Annotated in this window: 13 protein-coding genes; 2 read left to right on the forward strand and 11 right to left on the reverse strand. The window is 32.7% G+C overall.

From position 1 onward, the window contains the following. Positions 1-24: 24 nt before the first annotated feature. The 3 genes from ASC44_RS06650 to ASC44_RS06660 all read right to left on the reverse strand — a co-directional run bounded on the left by ASC44_RS06650 (position 25) and on the right by ASC44_RS06660 (position 2,798). The gene (locus ASC44_RS06650) at positions 25-216 is read right to left on the reverse strand and encodes a hypothetical protein (RefSeq protein WP_055446881.1); all 192 of its coding nucleotides are present in this window, start codon (positions 214-216) and stop codon (positions 25-27) included. Positions 217-475: 259 nt separating this feature from the next. Next, positions 476-1,489, reverse strand: a complete 1,014-nt coding sequence (galE, locus tag ASC44_RS06655; protein ID WP_055446837.1) for a UDP-glucose 4-epimerase GalE — start codon at positions 1,487-1,489, stop codon at positions 476-478. Positions 1,490-1,640: 151 nt separating this feature from the next. Continuing rightward, positions 1,641-2,798: a DegT/DnrJ/EryC1/StrS family aminotransferase gene (locus ASC44_RS06660; protein WP_055446838.1), complete on the reverse strand. Its 1,158-nt coding sequence runs from the start codon at positions 2,796-2,798 to the stop codon at positions 1,641-1,643. A 24-nt stretch (positions 2,799-2,822) separates the two neighbouring features. Between ASC44_RS06660 and ASC44_RS06665 the strand changes: the two genes are divergently transcribed. Together ASC44_RS06665 and ASC44_RS06670 are read left to right on the forward strand one after the other, a co-directional pair. Continuing rightward, positions 2,823-4,103, forward strand: coding sequence for a 3-deoxy-D-manno-octulosonic acid transferase (locus ASC44_RS06665; protein WP_055446882.1), 1,281 nt, complete (start codon positions 2,823-2,825; stop codon positions 4,101-4,103). Positions 4,104-4,217: 114 nt separating this feature from the next. Further along, positions 4,218-4,619: a hypothetical protein gene (locus ASC44_RS06670; RefSeq protein WP_083476251.1), complete on the forward strand. Its 402-nt coding sequence runs from the start codon at positions 4,218-4,220 to the stop codon at positions 4,617-4,619. A gap of 236 nt (positions 4,620-4,855) precedes the next feature. Here ASC44_RS06670 and bglX read toward each other — a convergent pair whose 3' ends face one another. From bglX to glpK, 8 genes are all read right to left on the reverse strand, one after another. After that, positions 4,856-7,213, reverse strand: a complete 2,358-nt coding sequence (gene bglX / locus ASC44_RS06675) for a beta-glucosidase BglX (RefSeq protein WP_083476252.1) — start codon at positions 7,211-7,213, stop codon at positions 4,856-4,858. A gap of 11 nt (positions 7,214-7,224) precedes the next feature. Next, positions 7,225-8,100, reverse strand: a complete 876-nt coding sequence (locus ASC44_RS06680) for an endonuclease/exonuclease/phosphatase family protein (protein WP_083476253.1) — start codon at positions 8,098-8,100, stop codon at positions 7,225-7,227. A gap of 3 nt (positions 8,101-8,103) precedes the next feature. Beyond that, entirely contained in the window at positions 8,104-9,672 is a 1,569-nt protein-coding gene (locus ASC44_RS06685) for a family 16 glycosylhydrolase (RefSeq protein ID WP_055446839.1), read from the reverse strand. 167 nt (positions 9,673-9,839) lie between these two features. Beyond that, positions 9,840-11,438 carry a RagB/SusD family nutrient uptake outer membrane protein gene (locus tag ASC44_RS06690; RefSeq protein WP_055446840.1) on the reverse strand — a complete coding sequence of 533 codons (1,599 nt, stop codon included), beginning with the start codon at positions 11,436-11,438 and terminating at the stop codon, positions 9,840-9,842. A gap of 19 nt (positions 11,439-11,457) precedes the next feature. Further along, complete coding sequence (locus tag ASC44_RS06695) at positions 11,458-14,496, reverse strand: SusC/RagA family TonB-linked outer membrane protein (protein WP_055446841.1); 3,039 nt, start codon at positions 14,494-14,496, stop codon at positions 11,458-11,460. A gap of 301 nt (positions 14,497-14,797) precedes the next feature. Beyond that, on the reverse strand, positions 14,798-17,671 hold the full coding sequence (locus ASC44_RS06700) for a helix-turn-helix and ligand-binding sensor domain-containing protein (RefSeq protein WP_055446842.1): 2,874 nt from the start codon (positions 17,669-17,671) through the stop codon (positions 14,798-14,800). 27 nt (positions 17,672-17,698) lie between these two features. Continuing rightward, positions 17,699-18,427 carry an MIP/aquaporin family protein gene (locus ASC44_RS06705; RefSeq protein WP_055446843.1) on the reverse strand — a complete coding sequence of 243 codons (729 nt, stop codon included), beginning with the start codon at positions 18,425-18,427 and terminating at the stop codon, positions 17,699-17,701. A 5-nt stretch (positions 18,428-18,432) separates the two neighbouring features. After that, the gene (gene glpK, locus ASC44_RS06710) at positions 18,433-19,935 is read right to left on the reverse strand and encodes a glycerol kinase GlpK (protein WP_055446844.1); all 1,503 of its coding nucleotides are present in this window, start codon (positions 19,933-19,935) and stop codon (positions 18,433-18,435) included. Between the last annotated feature and the right edge of the window lie 23 nt (positions 19,936-19,958).

A 19,958-nucleotide genomic window follows, 5' to 3' on the forward strand; every position in this document is an offset into this window, starting at 1 on the left:
TTTTTTTTTTTTATACTTTATAGTTTATTTTGCTAAAACACATTCTTTGCAATCTTTAACTTCACCATAATACGTTTCTCTGTATTTGTGTAATGTCTGAACTGGTATACCAAGAAATCGCTTTTTAATGTAAGTTACCTTAGCGTTTAATCGTCCCATTTTAGGTCCGAATCTGTTTTCTTGAATTGTCTCTCTTTTTACTTGTATCAATCTCATATGCTCTTTTCTATAGTTCTTAGAAGGTAACATGTGTTTGCTATTTATCACTTTTATAAGTGATAAAATTATTAACACGCTCGCTTCATAATATCTATTTCATTAAATACAAAGAAACCAAGATATAAGACCAACTACAAACATAACGAGTTAAGTCTTTGTTAACCAATTTATTAATATCACATCAATAAAAAAAAGTGGTTAAAATTATTAGACTCGTAAAGAGTTACTGTTTATTTTTAAGATTTGATAATGGGAATTATAGTGTTTGCTGCCACTTCCATGCAGATTCCATAGCATCATCTAAAGTAGATTTTGCTTTCCAACCTAGAACCGCATTCGCTTTATTAGTATCTGCATAAGCAGAAATAACATCGCCATCTCGCTTGTCTACAATTTTATAATTAAGCTTTTTATTAGAAACACGCTCGAAAGATTGAATCACTTCTAGGACAGAACTAGGTGTTCCTGTTCCTAAGTTAAAAACTTCAAAATTCTCTTTATATTTTTTATTTAATAGCCTTTTAAGCGCAATTACATGAGCCTTTGCTATATCTACCACATGTATATAGTCGCGAACGCACGTACCATCTTTGGTTGGGTAATTATCTCCAAACACAGATAGCTGTTCCCGTACTCCAGCTCCTGTTTGGGTAATATATGGCACTAAATTTTGTGGTACTCCAATTGGTAATTCTCCAATTTGAGCAGATTTATGCGCTCCAATAGGATTAAAGTATCGCAAAGCGATAGTATTAAAATTTTGGTTTGCCTTACAAGTATCTTTTAGTATGGCTTCTCCTATTTGTTTGGTGTTTCCGTATGGAGATTCGGCTGCTTTTATTGGCGCTTCTTCTGTTATTGGCATTTTATCTGCTTGACCATAAACAGTGCAAGACGAACTAAAAATAAAATTAGCGTTGTCTTTTTTATTTAGCTCTTGAAGGACATAAATTAAGGTGCTTACATTATTCTCGTAATATAATAATGGATTACCCACACTCTCTCCTACTGCTTTACTTGCTGCAAAGTGAATGACTCCAGAAAGATCGTCGTATTTTTTAAAAAACTCTTGAGTTTTAAGTTTATTTCTTAAATCGAAGTTCTCGAATTCAGGTAATTCTCCACTTATGGCTAAAATACCGTCTAAGACTTTAGTTGAGGCGTTAGATAAATTATCTATAATTACAACTTTAAAACCCGCTTCTTGCAAAGCAACTACTGTATGCGAACCAATATAACCTAATCCTCCTGTTACTAATATCTTTGACATTTTTTGAAACTTAAGTCTTCGGTTTTTATTACTATTTCTAGTCTCGCGAGAAGGATGGAAACGGCATCCTTTTTTGCTTTTTCTGCAGAAAAGATATAGTGGACAGCCTGACTTTTGGCTCATAAAAGCCAAAAGTCTCGCCCAAAATAAATTAATTATTGTCTATAAAATCTATTACTGTTTTGGTAATAAAATCTATTTGTTCTTGATCTAATTCTGTATGCATTGGTAGAGAAAGCACTTCTTTTACCAATTGGTTTGTTACTGTAAAATCTGCTTCATTGTAACGAGAATCTACATATGCTTTTTGCCTGTGTAATGGAATTGGATAATAGACACCACATGGAATCTGATTTTCGTTTAAATGCTTTACTAAAGCATCTCTATCTGCATCTACTATTTTAAGTGTGTATTGGTGAAATACGTGGCAATCGCAAGTGTCGCAAATACCTTCGCAATTATTTACCGTTTTTGGTGTAATAATTTTTGAATGACCAGCGAATGCTTTGTTGTATGCCCGAGCTGCTTTTTTACGCGCATTATTATAAGTGTCTAAATGCGGTAATTTAGCATTTAAAACGGCTGCCTGAATAGAATCTAAGCGTGAATTTACACCTACAACATCGTGGTGGTAACGTTCGTACATTCCATGATTAACGACACCTCTAATTATATGAGCTAAATCGTCATCGTTTGTAAAAATTGCGCCTCCATCTCCATAACATCCTAAGTTTTTAGATGGAAAGAAAGAAGTTGATGCTACATGTCCAATGGTTCCAGACATGGCTTTCTCTCCTTTACTATTGGTGTATTTTGCACCAATTCCTTGTGCGTTATCTTCTATTATGTATAAATTATGTTCTTCTGCTAAAGCCATTAATGCCTCCATATTTGCACATTGTCCAAATAAATGCACAGGAACTATAGCCTTGGTTTTCGGCGTAATTGCTTTTTTTACAGCTTCGATATCTATGTTAAAATCGTCTGGATTAACATCTACCAAAACGGGTGTTAAGTTTAACAGCGCAATGACTTCTACGGTTGCAGCAAAAGTAAAATCGGCAGTTATAACCTCATCTCCTGGTTTTAAACCCAATCCCATCATTGCAATTTGCAAAGCATCTGTCCCATTTGCGCATGGTATAACGTGCTTGACACCTAAATAGGTTTCTAAGTTTTTTTGAAATTCGTGAACCTTAGGTCCATTTACAAAGGCTGTAGTTTCTAAAACTTCTTGAATAGAGTCGTTAACCTCTTGTTTTATTTGGGCGTATTGACCTTTTAGGTCAACCATTTGTATTTTTTTCATGAAACGAATTTACAAAATTCGCAAATGCTAAACAATGAATTATGTATTTTAGCACAAAGCTTTTTTAAATTGAATTTATTGTACTCTTTTGGAATCTTAATTGCTGGTTTACTACTTAAAATTATTGCAATTTTTAATACTAAAATAAAACTTGGTGTTGAAGGTCGAGCCGATACTTTTAGTAAATTAAAAACGATTATAACTGCTAATGATAAGACATTATGGTTTCATTGCGCATCTTTAGGTGAATATGAACAAGGCCTGCCTGTTTTTACAGAACTACGAAAGGATTACCCAACACATAAAATTGTTCTCTCCTTCTTCTCACCATCGGGTTACGAAATAAGAAAAAATGCACCTTTTGCAGATGTTGTAATTTATCTTCCTTTAGATAGTAGAGCAAATGCGAAACGTTTTTTAGATTTAGTAAATCCTGAATTAACCATTTTTGTTAAATATGAAATATGGCCTAATATTTTAAATGAATTAAAAAAAAGAGAGTTAAAGGCTGTATTGATTTCGGCGGTATTTAGAGAGAATCAATCTTTTTTTAAGTGGTACGGTAAGCATACAAAAGAAGCCTTATTTGCTTTTGAACATATTTTTACTCAAAATGAAGCGTCGAAACTACTTCTAGAAAGCATTGACTACAATAGTGTAACTGTTTCTGGTGACACTAGATTTGATCGCGTTACAAACCAGTTAAAACAAGACAACACTTTAGACTTTATTTCAGAATTTAAAGACGATAACCTTTGTGTAGTTATAGGAAGTTCTTGGCCTGAAGACGAAAAACTACTTGTAAATTACATAAACACTCAAGCGAACAAAACAACGAAATTTATTATTGCGCCTCACAATATAAAGACTGCACAAATTGAAAGTTTAAAACGCAGCATCTCCAAAAAATGTGTTCTATTTTCTGAGAAGAAAGGAAAAAGGCTTAACGATTATGAAGTATTAATATTAGACACCATTGGCTTACTAACTAAGGTTTACAGTTATGCTGATATAGCCTACATTGGTGGAGCAATGGGCACAACAGGTTTACACAATACGCTAGAAGCAGCGGTTTTTGGGGTGCCTATAATAATAGGTAAAAACCACTTTAAGTTTCCTGAAGCTCAAACGATGATTAATAACATAGGTATGATCTCTATTTCTAATCAAGAAGAACTTACTAATGCTCTAGATTTATTCATTTCAAATAATGAGCAAAGAACTAGATACGGAGAGAATAATTTCAATTATATTAAAAAAAACAAAGGTGCAGTGGTCCAAATACTCCACTTTTTACGTATTTAAACTGAAGTTATTGCTTTTTATCAATTAACTGTTAAAAAATATGATTTGAAAATGTTAAAATTAGTTTTCAAAATAGTAATTTCACCACTTGAATTAATTTAAAACTAAAAACCAATGAAAAAATTATTATTAAGCGCAGCTCTAGTATTAGCATTAAGCGTAACATTTACTTCTTGTAGAGAGGTAAAAGAAGGAACGGATTCTGTAGGAGATACTTTAGAAAATGCTGCTGACGCAACAGGAGATACTCTTGAAGATGCTGTTGATGCAACAGGAGATGCACTTGAAGACGCTGGAGAAGCTGTTGGAGATGCTGCTGAAGGAGCTGTAGATGCTGCTGGAAATGCAGTTGAAGCAACTGGAGATGCTATTAAAGACGGTGCTAACTCTGTAAAAGAAGGAGCAAAAGATGCTGCTAACAAAGTAGAAGAAGGTGCTAAAAATGCTGCTGACGCGACTAAAGACGGTGTTAAAAACGCTGCTAACGCAATGAAAAAAGAAGCAGATAAATTATAAGCTTTAATAATAAAGCTTAGTATTACTAAAATCGTCTAAATAAATTTAGACGATTTTTTTTTGCACTTAAATAAAATTGGCACAGCCCATTAGTGACAATGATCTTGAATTAATTTTGCTATTAATACTTCTATAAGATTAAATGATTATTAATTTTACAATAATACCAAACCGCTTTTTTAATAAAAGGTTATTAAAAAACATTTAAATCTATAAGAATCTAAAAACATTATAGATTAATCAATAACCGTAAAACTAGCTTTGTTTTTTGTTTGAGAACTACCACCAATCCAAACATTAAATTCTCCAGGTTCAACTTCCCATATTTTATTAACGGTATAGAATTGTAATGCTTTAGAATCTATAGAAAACGTAACAGTCTTAGTTTCTCCTGATTTAAGCATGATTTTTTGAAAGCCTTTTAATTCTTTTGTTGGCCGCGTTATACTTCCTACTAAATCTCTAATGTAAAGTTGTACAACTTCTTCTCCGGTACGATCGCCTGTATTAGTAACATTAACAGTAGCTTTTAGGATTCCATTTGATTTTATTTCCGATTTAGAAATCTCTAAATTACTATATTCAAAAGTTGTATAGCTCAATCCAAAACCAAAAGAATACAATGCCGATTTTGGCGCATCGCGATATCCTGAAAATGTAACATGCGTAGGATTATAAGGTCTTCCAGTATTTTTCTGATTGTAATACAAAGGCTCTTGACCAACGTTATGCGGAAAAGAAATAGGTAATTTACCCGACGGATTATAATCGCCAAAAAGGACATCTGCAATAGCATGTCCGGATTGCGAGCCTAAATGCCAGCATTCTAAAATAGAAGGCACCAATTCCGTTGGCCGACTTAAATCCATAGGTCGGCCATTCATTAATACAATAACAATATTGGGATTCACTGCCTTTACAGCATTTAATAATTCCATTTGAAGTCCTTTAAAGCCAATATCTGTTTGACTTCGTCCTTCACCGGTTTGATATGCATCTTCTCCAATAGCTAATAAAACAACATCTGCCTGCTTTGCTACCTCAACCGCTTTTTTAATACCAGAACGATCTGTAGTATTAAATTTTAACGGATGTAAAAATTGATTTTCACCAGGCTCAACAGTAGGTATGGTTAAATCAATTCCTTTTGCATAATGTACTTTAGTATTTTTATCAACGGAAGCTTTTACGCCTTCTAATAATGAAATAGCAGAATTATACTGAGCTTTAGCTCTCCAATTACCTAGCGGAGCATTTTTATCGTCTGCCAAAGGACCAATAACTGCAATACTTCCAATACTTTTGGAAAGCGGTAGTATATTATTTTCATTTTTTAAAAGAACAATTGACTTTCTAGCCACATCACGCGCAATTTCTAAATTTTCTGGAGAATACACTTCGGTACGTTCTAGTTCTTCATTACAATACTTATAAGGATCCTCAAACAATCCCAATTCAAATTTAATTCTCAAAATACGTTTTACAGCATCATCTAATTGGGCTAGATTTACTTTTTTTTCTTTTAAAAGAATTTCTAAAAATGCCTCGTAAGCATAAGATTCCATATCCATGTCACTTCCAGCATTTAAGGCAATTTCCGCTGCATGCTTTTTATCTTTAGCATAACCGTGCGCTACCATTTCACCAATACTTCCCCAATCGGAAACCATAAAACCGTTCCAATTCCATTTTCCTTTTAACAAATCTCTTTGAAGCGCCTTATGTCCTGTTGCCGGAATACCATCAATATCATTAAAAGAATTCATAAACGTCGCTACACCAGCATCTGCAGCAGCTTTAAATGGAGGTAGTATGATGTTATGCAATTCGTGTTCTCCAATATTTACCGTATTATAATCACGGCCAGCTTCTCCAAAACCATAACCTGCAAAATGCTTTGCACAAGCTGCTATTGTAAGATTACTAGACAAATCATTTCCTTGAAAACCATTTATTCTAGCTACTCCTATTTCAGAATTTAAAAAAGTATCTTCTCCAGCACCTTCCATAACTCTTCCCCAACGCGCGTCTCTTGATACATCTATCATTGGAGCAAACGTCCAGTTTAAACCTGATGCTGCAGATTCTTTTGCTGCAATAGCGGCAGATTGCTTTATAATGTCTAAATCCCAACTTGAACTTTCTCCTAATGGGATAGGAAAAATCGTTTTATAACCATGAATGACATCGTAAGCAAAAATTAATGGAATTTTTAACCTAGAGTTATCCATAACAATACGTTGTGTTTCTCGAATTGAAGCTACAGATGTAACATTAAGCATTGAGCCTACTTCTCCCTTTTTAAGTTTATCTAATTTATATTGATCTCCCTTTGAAGAAGAAGGGCCAGTAACATCCCATCCACCACTATACTGAACAAGTTGCCCAATTTTCTCATTAACTCTCATTAATGCTAATACAGAGTCTACTTTTTTTTCTGTAACACTACTATAAATATTAGTAGCGTTCACTTTTGTATTTAAATAAGCCGGTAAAAGCTGATTTTTTTCTTGTGCTGATAATTTACAATAACCTGAAATTACTAAAACAACCGAAATGATAAATTTGTAAAAAAATGAAGGAGATAATCTCATAAAATATAATATTAAAATTCTAATTCAACAAAAACAGGAAAATGATCTGAAGGAAACTTAAAGTCAATCGCGCTTGAAAAGACAGCATATTTATTAACTTTTAAATTAGATAATTTAGAAATTAAAATATAATCAATTCGTCTTGTAGCAAGTTCATTATACTTAAATCCATTGAATGTACCATCTGATCCAAATTTAACTTTTGCTATGTCTTTAGAGTCATCCATCGTTGCTTTTGTTGATGAAATGACTTCACTATTTGGTTCCACATTAAAATCACCCATTACTACTACAGGTAGGTTTTCTTTATTTACTAAACTTATTTTATCGAGAATAAGTTTTGTTCCTTCTTTTTGAGCCTCTGCCCCTATGTGATCTAAATGCGTATTAAATACCCAAATTTTTTGGTTATTTTCTAACACCGTAAATAGTCCAAAAGTGCATATTCTTGGATAGGCAGAATCCCAACCTTTAGACATTTCGCTAGGCGTTTTTGACAACCAAAATGTATTTTCTTGTTCTACTTTTACTTTTTTTGAATTATAGTAAATTGCAGAATACTCACCTTTATTATCACCATCTCGTCCAGTACCAATATACTTGTAATCTGTTAATGAAGTATTTAAATCTTCAATTTGATTTGGCCTTGCTTCTTGCACTCCCATAATATCGGGCTCTAAAAATAACACTTGAGAACTAAAAAAATCTTTCCTGTTTGGCCATGCATTTTCTCCATCTGACGCTACATCTAAACGCATGTTATAGGTCATTACCTTTAGAAGTATTGGAGTTATATCATTTTCTGTATTTTGATTGGAGTTTCTTTTGGTTTCGCAACTAGCAAAAGCAATAAATACAAATCCAATAAATAATGTATTCCATTTCATATTTTAATGTTCTTTTTGGTAAACTCTAACATAATCTATCATCATTCTATTTGGAAAAGATTGTTCATCAATTCCTTTTCTCCCACCTAACATTCCGCCAATTGCTACGTTAATCTTTAAATGAAAATCCTGATCGAAAGGCCACTCATGAGTTGTTTTGTGTTCATTTTTTATGTGGTTATAAACTTTTCCATCGAGGATAAAATCCATGTGTTCTGGTGTCCATATAAGTGTATAGGTGTGGAACATATCATAAGGTTTATCAATGTAAATCTTTTTTCCTTTTTGAGTACCTTTCATGTGGTTGTAAGATTTTGTATGAATGGTTCCAAAAATAGAATCAGCATCAAAACCAACATGTTCCATAATATCTATTTCTCCACATTCGGGCCAGCCAACATTGCTATAATTTGCGCCTAACATCCAGAAGGCAGGCCACAATCCTACTCCTTTTGGGAGCTTTGCTTTAATATCAATACGGCCATATGTCCACTCAGCTAAATTTTTAGTGGTTAAACTTGCCGCAGTGTAATCTGCAAAGGCTTGATTTTTCCTCCAATTTTTAACGTCTTTATTTTCAAACCCAGCATTTTTAATTTGTTCTTTGTGAGATTCTAAGATTAGATAACCTTTTTCGACTCTTGCATTTTTTAAACTATCTGTATAATATTGTTTTTCTTGATTACGCTTCAACCCTATTTCATGACTCCATTTTAAAGAATCTGGTTTTCCGGAGTAATTAAATTCATCGCTCCAAACCAATTTATAATTAGATTGTGTTGGACTCACTTTTATTCTATCAAAAACCAATTCTGGCTCATTGGTTGTAACATAGTCAAAGTCATTAGCTAAGAACCAATCAATATCGTCTGTTTTATTTATAGTCCAAGCATTTAAAACTAAATTTAAACCTTTAGCCTCTTTAATCCATTCTGGGTTTTTTGAAAATTTATACCCTAAATAATCTAAGCCATCAATACCGTCTTTTTTAATCTCTTTTGGAGCTTTTGAACCATCTAAGTATTGAGTTTTTGCATTAGCATCTATTTCCTCTATACGCTTAAGAATTTCGTAACTAAAACTTATATAATAAGAAATGTAATTCTCTGCATTTAGGTCTTTAACTAATGCCATTACTTTATTGGTAATTTCAATATTTCTTGGTTTTATTTTAGATGGTTTTATTTCACATACCAATCCTGTGGAATTATTATTACTCATCCCAGCCAAAATATATTCTTTTAACGTTGGAAGTGACTCTCCATTAGCTAGCTTATGCACCGCTAATTCTTTATAGGTAGACTCCTCAACATTAAGATTGTTATAAGTAGCATCATGAGTAACAATAAGCACATTGTCTAGTGTCATTCTAACATCAAACTCTGAACCCGCGCAGTTTAACTCTATTGCATGTTTTAACGAAGCAATAGAGTTCTCAGGAAGCCCATTGGCTTTCCAAGCACCACGATGTGCTATAACTTGATTATCTGCAAAAACAATATCTTTTGTAGTTATAGATGAGTCGCAAGAATTGAAACAAATAAAAACTAAAACAATAAAACTAAAACGCATAATTTTGACTTTTAAAGCTAATCAATGATTTTGTTGTACAGCGATTATAGCTGCTATTAATCAGGGAATTATTATAAAATAAAAAACTCACCATTAGACTAATTATAAAAAAATTAATGATGAGCTTATTACTATTTATTTTTTTTTAAAAACTATCTAATTAGAGATTAATATCCATCATTTTGAGGATAGCTAGCACCTAGCAAATCTAAATCTCTTTGTGCAATTGGCCAGTTAATGAAATGAGGCATCCAGTTAGTTCTAGGATCTTTTGTACCTAAATTTGCAGGAAATGCATCACCATCTCCAGCATAACTTGTTATTTGCGCATCTATTACATTTTGTCCCATACGTTTTAATGTAAACCAACGCTGCCCTTCGAAAGCTAATTCTCTTGCGCGTTCATCTAAAATAGCCTGCTCATCTACACTTGTTAAAAGTGAAGCATTTGCTCTATCTCTTACAGCATTAATATAAGGCAAAGGATCTCCTGATGATCTCATAATTGCTTCTGCAGCTATTAAATAAGTTTCCGCTAACCTATATACTAAAACGTTACCTCTTATTAAATATGAATCTTCATTACCATCTTCTTGACTAAACTTTATACAAGATGGGTGCATTCTCTTATAATAATTTTGATATGAACTAGCAGGAAATGGTGCATAATTATTTACTTCTTGACCAATATCATCTCCTGAAGTATAATAGTATTTTAATCTAAAATAGGTCTCGTTATCTCTGGTATCGTTAGGATCTTCAGCTATAAGGTTTAATAAATATTCATTTGGCAAAATACGCGAAAACCCTCTTCCTCCTTGATCGTTATTAGATTCTATACCCGATATTTGAAAATACTGAGTAACATAGTTTGCATTCATCATTGTCTCTGCTCCTCCACCAAGAACCTCATCTATTGGAGATTGTATTACAAATAACGATTCAGAATTATTTCTATCACCTGCAAAAACATCTGCAGTAGAACTCACTAAACTATGCGGTGTATCTGGACCTTCAATAACATCCAAGGCTTGTGCTTTAGCTTCTACCCAATCACCTTGCCACATAGCAACTTTAGCCTTCACATGCTTTGCTGTCCCTTTAGTTACTCGTCCAAAATCACGTATCCACTCTAAGTTTTCTAAAGCATAGTCTAAATCATTATTTAATAATGTGAAAATTTCTTCTTCAGACGATTTATCATTTACAACATCGAAAGCATTATCAACTGTAACAGTTTCGGTAGTTACATAGATATTATTAAACATTCTATATAAATAGAAATAAGCGTGTGCTCTAAAGAATTTTGCTTCTGCTATAATCTCTTTTCTAACATCTTCATCCACACCTTCAACTACCTCAGCAGCATTGATAAGAGCTGTCGCTTTATTTGCAATATTATAATAGTGTTTCCAGAATAAAGTAGATACAAAATTAGCACCTTGATCGATAGGAGAAATACCTCTTTCGTATCTTCCCATAAGACCTGTATATCCTGTTCTACTAAAAGCCAAGTCGCTTCTAGAAGACATTAAAACAGAACCCATGAAGTCTTCAGTACCATTATCATAACGATCTCTTTCAAACTTATATAAACTTACGACACCTGCTTTTAATCCTGACTCTGTGGTAAACACATAATCTGCATCAATTAATGTACTTGGTTGCTCTTCAAGATATTCTTCACATGAAGAGAAAGTAAATAGTAAGGTTAACATTAACAACATACTATACTTTGTATTTTTATAAAAAAGTATTGTTTTCATAATATTCTTTTTTTTTAAATTAAAATTTTAAACGCATTCCAAAAGTGAAACTTCTAGCATCTGGATAACCTGTATCTGCATTAGAAAATGTGCTTCTAATGTTTACTTCTGGGCTGTAGCCAATGTAATCTGTATGTGTAAATAAATTTGATCCTGTTACATAAAATCTAATTTGGTCTAAACCAATTTGTTCTAAAGCCGAATCTGGTAAAGAGTATCCTAAGCTAACAGTTCTTAATCTAACATAAGAAGCATCCTTCACGGCCAACGCATTTAAATATAACGGCGTAGCATCGTTATTAGGTCTAGGAAATGTTGTAGACGGATTTTCTGGCGTGTAATAATCGACCTTTACACCATTTACTTTTCCTTGTAAAGTTCCTCCATTATTAAAGTCTGATAAAAATGGGTTAACTTTTGTTGCTCCTTCTACCACATAGAAGTCTACAAACAAATCGAAACCTTTATATTCTAAATTTGTAGAAAATGAACCAAACCAATCTGGATTTTGATCTGTAAACACACGATCATCTTGTGTTATTACTCCATCGCCGTTTACATCGGCAATTTTAATATCTCCAGGTCTTAAATCTGGTTGAGAAATAGTAGAATCTGGATTTGCTTGAGGTGCATTTGCGAAATCCTCACCTTCTTGCCAAATACCATCAAATTGATATTGTCTAATAACTCCCACAGACTGTCCAACAAAATAATTGTATGTATCGTCTTCTAAAACAGGATTTCCGTCTCCATCGTTATATAATTCTAATAACTTGTTCTCATTGTTAGACCAGTTAGTAGAAACAGACCATTTTAAATCGTCATTATTAATAATATTAGCCGTTAAGCTCACCTCTATACCTTTATTCTGTAGTTCTCCAGCATTAAAGTATGTAAAATTGTAACCTGTAATTGCAGGTACACCACGTTTTAATAATAAATCTGTTGTTCTAGCATCGTAATAATTTACGTTTCCAGTTAATATATTATTAAATACACCAAAATCTAATCCTAAATTTAAGGTTGTAATTCTCTCAAATTTCAAGTTTGGATTAGGTAAGATTGTAGATGGCGCATAACCTGAAGCCGACTGATCATCCAAAATATAATTTTGAGCATCTACTGTAAAAAGCGATGTATAAGCACGTCCTAAACTATTAACTAAAGAACCATAACTTGCTCGTAGTTTTAGTTCTCGAATAGATTCTACGTTTTCTAAAAAGCTTTCTTTATGCATTTTCCATGCAAAAGAACCTCCGCCATTGTTACTCCACTTATTATCTGCAGAATTAACAGAAGCTCCATCTCGTCTTACTGTTGCTTCTATTAAATACTTATCCATAAAATTATAACGTGCTCTACCTAAGAAACCAACTAATCTCTGTTTGTTTTGATCTCTTTCAACAGAAACAAGACCAATAGCATTGGTTATTCCATTATAGCCTAAATCTTCGTTTGTAAACCCTTGTCCTTGCGTAAAAGTTCTACTAAACTCTGTTTCTTGAGCAGACTGCACTAAAGTAACATCGAACTTATTGTTTTCGTTTATTGTCTTCTTGTAAGTTAATATGTTTTCAATTAAATAAGATTCTCTTAATTGATTATCTATTCTAGCAATACCATTATCATCATCTCCGGCAGAACTTAAAGAAGACAAATATTGACCTCTTTCAGAATTCCTTCTCGTAAAGTTTGTTTTTAGTTGGTATTGTAAATTATCTGTAATTTGCCATTGTGGCGTTACATTAATAACAAAATCGTTTCCTTTCTCATCATTATCCTGCTCTCTAAGATTCCATAATGGATTTGTTGCAGATGATTCTTCTCCACTAGGAAATTGTGTTAAATTTCCATTATCGTCGTAAGCTCTTCCTAATGGTGAAAATGTTATAACGTTTACATTGGCTGCTCTCTCGGTATCATCGTTTAATATATTTAAATCGAAATTAACAGAGACCTTATCACTAATTTTTTGATCTACATTTAACCGTAATGTTTTTCTTGTATAGTTGGAAGTAGGTATTAATCCTTCCTCTTTAAAATAGTTAATACTACCAAAAACCTTGGTACTTTCAGTTCCACCACTAATACTAATAGCCTGACTATTTACTATACCACTTTTTACTAATTCTTCTTCCCAATCTACAAATTGGTTATTGGCTATAGACTCTAATTCAAGTTCAGAGAAAACAAAATCATCATCGGAATAAGAATCGTCTGCATTAGTCGCTCTGAAGGCTTCTCTTTTTAGTTGTGCAAATTCTTGACCACTATAAACGTCGAAGTTTTTTTCTATAGATTTTGTAGATAGAAAACCATGATAGCTCACCTGTATTTTTTTATTCTTCCCTCTTTTGGTTGTGATTAATACAACACCATTTGCTCCTCGAGAACCGTAAATTGCTTGAGCAGAAGCATCTTTTAAAAATTCGATAGACTGAATGTCGTCTGAATCTATATCCTCAATACCACCATCTCTAATAATACCATCTACTACGTAAATAGCGCTTACATTACCTTCAATAGAACCTTGACCTCTAAAAATAATATCTGAAGTTCCTCCAGGCCTTAAGGTTCCACCACCTACATTAACTTGTAGACCAGCAATTCGACCTCTCAACATTTCGTTAACATCTGATGTTGGTGTTAAAGTAGCTTTCGTTAAATCTGTTGTTGCTACAGCATTTACTAAATCACTTTTTCTTTGCGTACCATAACCAACAACTACCACTTCGTCTAGAGCATTAGCATCTACTTGTAAAACTATAGTAGTTACTCCTCCTTTAATAGTTACGTCTTGAGGTATAAAACCTACATAAGAAACTAATAATAGACCTGCCGAATCTTTTACATTTAGAGTAAAGTTTCCATCAAAATCTGTTGATACTCCATTGCTTGTTCCCTTCTCAATAACCGAAGCACCTATTAAAGGCATATTATCTTCGGCGGAGAGCACAATACCTGTTACAGTAGTTTGAGCTAAAACAGCAAACGAACTACATATTAATAAAAGGCTACATAGCATTTTAATTTTTGGTTGTCGTAATTTAAATTTCATTGGTTGTTGAGTTATATTAAAATTAGATATCAAAATTATCTCTTCGCACCGATGGCTTTATTTAAACCCACAATACGTTTTTGTAAATTTAAAAGCTTAATAATGATAGTATGGTAAATTTTACCTCGATAAAAAACGAACATCGCAATATAAAACTCTAATTTTAAGAAAAATACACTCAAACATACAGTAAACACGGTTGCAAGGCCTTAATATTAAAATCCTATAAAAAAGAACCGAATTTAAAAAAAAAGACCTCTGTAGTGGTAAAGTCGTGGTAAAAAACAACGCCGTCGTGGTATTAGAATTTTAAGATATAATTAACTAAGCTATCATCATGGTTCAAATTCAGTCTTTTTCGTAATCTATATCTTTTGGTTTCCACGCTTTTAGTCGAAATATTTAATAATGGCGCAATTTCTTTAGACGATAAATTGAGTCTTAGATAGGCACAAAAACGTAGATCGTTAGGTGTTAACTCTGGATGTTGAGCTTTAATTTTATCTAAAAAATCTTTATCGGCATTATTAAAAGCTTGCTTAAAGAATTTCCAATCCTTATTATTATTTAAATTAGTATCTATTAAATTTATTGCATCACCTAAATCTTCTTTCGTAGTACTATTCTTCAACTCCTTTTTAATTTTATTTAGGAGTTCATTCTTTTTAATAATACTCATTGTGGAAATCACCAATTCTCTATTTTTACTTTCTATATCTTGATTTAATTTCTCATTTTGAATTTGAATGATTGTTTTTTCATTCTTTATCTGCTCATGCTTTAAAATTCGAAAGAAATAAAATTTGTAAGCCTTATGAATTAAAAAACCAAGACCTATCAAAACTAAAAAATAAATAACAAGTGCCATGTTAGAAAAAAACCAAGGTCTATTTATCTTAAAATTATAATGACTTATGTTTTGCGACAACTTATTACCAACTTTCGCCCTAACCTCAAACATGTAATCCCCAAATGGTAAATTTTCGAATTGAACGCTGGTTTTATGAGTCCAATCACTCCATTTATCTAAATGCCCATTTAATCTATATTGATAATTGACATCAAGATATTTATCAAACTGAGGTACAGAATATCCAAAAGTTATTATTCCATTTTTATGATGAAAAACTCCATTTTTTTTAAGTGAAACGCCCTGAACTTTTTCTTCTAAATTTTTAATATTTATTTCGTTAAGATAAATACTATACTCTTTTTGGTTTGCTATGCTCGCTAAATCTATAGTTAAATAACCATTAGTAGTTCCTAAAACATAAACTTCATTTTTTATGTGTTGAATATTTTCAAAACCCAAAACACCAGCCCTTAAATAAGACGGAATTGGAATATTGGTAATCTCGGGCTTATTAGTAAGGTTATTATTTTTTATAAAACTAATGTTGTTTTTAGAAAAGACCCAAAGTTTTCCTGTTTCGTCATATTCCATTTTACCAGAAGTATAATCCGTAGGAATTAACAAATTACTTAATAGTGTATCCTTACTAAAAACTGATGTATCTTTTTCATATTTAAAAATCCCATCATTGGCTGCATATAAAATAGTGTTACGGTAAGAGATTAAACTAGAACTTTTACTAATTGGAACTTCCGTATGTTGTATTAAGGACTTAACTTGATCTAACGACTTATTCAATTGCATACTATACAAACCTTTGTACTCATGATTAACAAAAATTTGATTAGAAGAATTGATTTCAAAAAATCTAGAAGAATTATTAAAACCATCTACTTTATGTTTTAATCTCCAATTACCATTAGTTTTTTCAAAAAGATACAACCCACTATAATTACCTTGTAATAGCAAGTCTTCATGATTTGGTATTTTCTTATAATTCCAAGCCCCTAAAACAGAACTAATACTCTTGGCTTTATTGTTTTCAATTAAAAAAGTTCCAAGATGGTGTCCGCAGATTAAATTCTTATCGTTATCATTATAAAGACTCCAAACCTGGCCAGAAGTCCCTTCAATAAATTCAAAATCTTGATTTTCAAAATCCAAAGATTTACTAAAAAGTCCTTGATTAGTACCAACGTAGAGTTTATTATCAAAAATTACAGTAGCATAAACAGTTCCTAAAACACCTTCATAGTCAATAAACGTTCTAATTGGAGATGTTATATTAATACAGTTAATTCCATTATCTAAACCAGTCCAAACATTATGATCACTATCTTCAAAGAGAGAAAGAACAGTATTATTACTTAAACCCTTTTTTTGATTAATAATATACTCAACTTCTCCATTAGTATTTATTTTAAAAATACCATTGGAAATCGTACCAATAATATAACTTCCATCTTCTAACTGAATACTATTAAACGCACTAATTCCTTTTAATTTCTCAATACCTGAAACCTCCCATTGTTCAAGTTTGTTATTATTTAAAAAGAAAAAACCCGAACTTCTAGTTAATAAAAGTATCTGATTGTCATGCTCAAAAATATTAATAACTCGATCTTTTAAAACAACAGAATCATTATTAACTAAACTTGGGTTTCCGTCAATTATCTTATAAACACCTTCGTTAGCGACATGATAGTAAATTTGATCACCAACCAAAAACACTTTATAAATAATATTTTTTGTTGAAATTATTTTAAAAGTTTCACTATTCTTATTGTAGAAGTAAAGACCATTTCCAGATTGAAATAAAATCCATTCATTATAATCGATAATATTCCAAATATGATCATCTTTTAAGCCTTCGTCCTTCAACTTAGGAATTAATGATTTGTATTCCAATTGCTTAAACTCGTTTTTACTCCAAAAGCCAAACTCCTCATAACAACCTGTGTAAACTTTATCATCTATAACATTTACTGCTCGCATAACAGAATTATTTGGAGAACCATAACTCCTCCAAACCGAACCATTAAATTCTAACAAGCCTTTATTATTAGCCACGTATATAAACTTATCGCGTCCTTGAGAAATCATCCAATTTTGATTATCACCACCATAATCTGTAGCTATAAATTTTTCAATAGGAGGTAAATCTTGCGCTTGAAGCGACAAGGTGAAAAACAAAATAATAATTGAGAAAATATGTTTCATCTGTCTTGTAAAGATACTATTATACCATTGCAACTTTAAAATAGTAATAATAATTTTAAAAAAATGATCGAAAAAAAATGCCATTTCAACATGAATTGGCATTTTTTATTTTATGAGTTATCTACTATTTTAAGAAAGCCCCAACATTAGTAAGGCTGCTAAGCTACCACCAACTAAAGGAGCTACAACCGGAATCCAAGCGTAAGACCAATCGCTTTTCGCTTTATTTTTAATTGGAAGAATAGCATGCATAATTCTAGGTCCCAAATCACGAGCAGGATTAATAGCATAACCAGTTGTACCTCCAAGAGATAAACCAATTGACCAAACTAAAAAGGCAACTGGTAACGCTCCAAGAGAACCTAAACCAACTACAGTTTCGGTATCTGTAATACTAGCGTTTGTGAAATAAAATATAGTGAAGAGTAACACAAAAGTTCCTATTGCTTCACTAAAAAAATTTGTAAATGTATTTCTAATTGCCGGAGCAGTACAGAAAACTGCTTTTTTTGCACTTGCGTCTTCTGTAGCTTCAAAGTGACTTTTATACATGAGCCAAACGGTTGAAGACCCAATCATGGCTCCAATCATTTGAGCTAAAACAAACAATGGAACATCTGCCCATGGAAACTTTCCTGCTACTGCCAAAGCAACTGTTACTGCTGGATTAATATGCGCACCACTATGAGGTCCTGCAATAACCACCGCAACATAAACTGCTAAAGCCCATCCTGTTGTAATAACAATCCAACCACTATTGTTCCCAATGGTTTTATTTAATACAACATTAGCTACAACACCTCCTCCTAATAAAATTAAAATGGCGGTTCCAATAATTTCTGCTACAAATGGTGTCATCTTTTTTATTTTAAATTATTAGTTGTCCAGTATTCGAGAGCATCAATTGCTCTGTACCAACCTTTAATATTGGTTTCAGTTTCTGTTCTATCTTCAATTGGTTTAAACGTTTTATCTATTTCCCAAATATTTTGAATTTCTTCAGTACTTTCCCAATAACCAACAGCTAATCCCGCCAAAAATGCTGCGCCCATTGCTGTGGTTTCTACTGTTTTTGGTCGAACGGTTTGCGTGTTTAACACATCAGACTGAAATTGCATCAACATATTATTAATCGTTGCACCACCATCTACTCGTAATTCTTGAATAGAAATATCCGCATCTGCCTCCATGGCTTTTAAAATATCCATAGTTTGAAATGCTATAGACTCCAAGGCAGCTCTTGCAATATGAGCATCTGTACTCCCTCTAGTTAACCCGAACAGTGTTCCTTTGGCATGTTGATTCCAATGCGGAGCTCCTAAACCTGCAAAAGCAGGTACAAAATAAACACCATCTGAACTATCTACAGAACAGGCAAGTTTCTCTACTTCAGAAGAATTTCTAATAATCTTTAAACCGTCACGTAACCATTGTACAACGGCTCCAGCTATAAACACACTCCCTTCTAGAGCATAAGTTGTTTTTCCATTAATCTTCCAAGCGACTGTTGTTAATAAATTGTTTTTTGAAACAATAGGTTTATCTCCAATATTCATGAGCATAAAGCAACCTGTACCATATGTATTCTTTACCATCCCTGGTTTTGTACACATCTGCCCAAATAATGCAGCTTGTTGATCGCCCGCAATACCGGCAATTGGAATTTTTGTATCGTAAAATGTTGATTTTGTGTGACCGTACACTTCACTAGATTGTTTTACTTTAGGCAACATGCTTTTTGGAATTGTTAACAATTCTAAAAGCTCATCGTCCCAATCCATTGTATTAATATTAAACATCAAGGTTCTGGATGCATTAGTAACATCTGTAATGTGTTGTTCTCCTTTCGTAAAGTTCCAAATTAACCACGTATCAATAGTTCCTAAAATTAAATCTCCGGCTTCAGCCTTTTCGCGAGCGCCTTCAACATTATCAAGAATCCATTTCACTTTAGTTCCAGAAAAATACGAATCTATAACCAATCCTGTTTTTTCTCTAACAAGATCATTCTTACCTTGTTTTTTTAACTCATCACAATAATCTGATGTTCGCTTATCCTGCCATACAATAGCATTATACACTGGCTTCCCAGTATTCTTATCCCAAACAACAACGGTTTCTCGTTGGTTAGTGATACCAATAGCTGCAATATTCTGCGAATCGAGTCCTTTTTTTGCAAGCGCCTCTGCAGCCACACCCGTTTGTGTAGACCAAATTTCTAATGGATCGTGCTCTACCCATCCTGGCTTTGGAAAATATTGGGTAAATTCTTTTTGTGCCATAGACACGATATTACCTTTTTTATCAAAAACAATAGCCCTAGAGCTCGTTGTTCCTTGATCTAATGACAGAATATATTTTCCCATTATAGTGAGTTTTAGTTAAAATT

It is taken from the genome of Lacinutrix mariniflava (genome assembly GCF_001418015.1).
Lineage (GTDB): Bacteria > Bacteroidota > Bacteroidia > Flavobacteriales > Flavobacteriaceae > Lacinutrix > Lacinutrix mariniflava.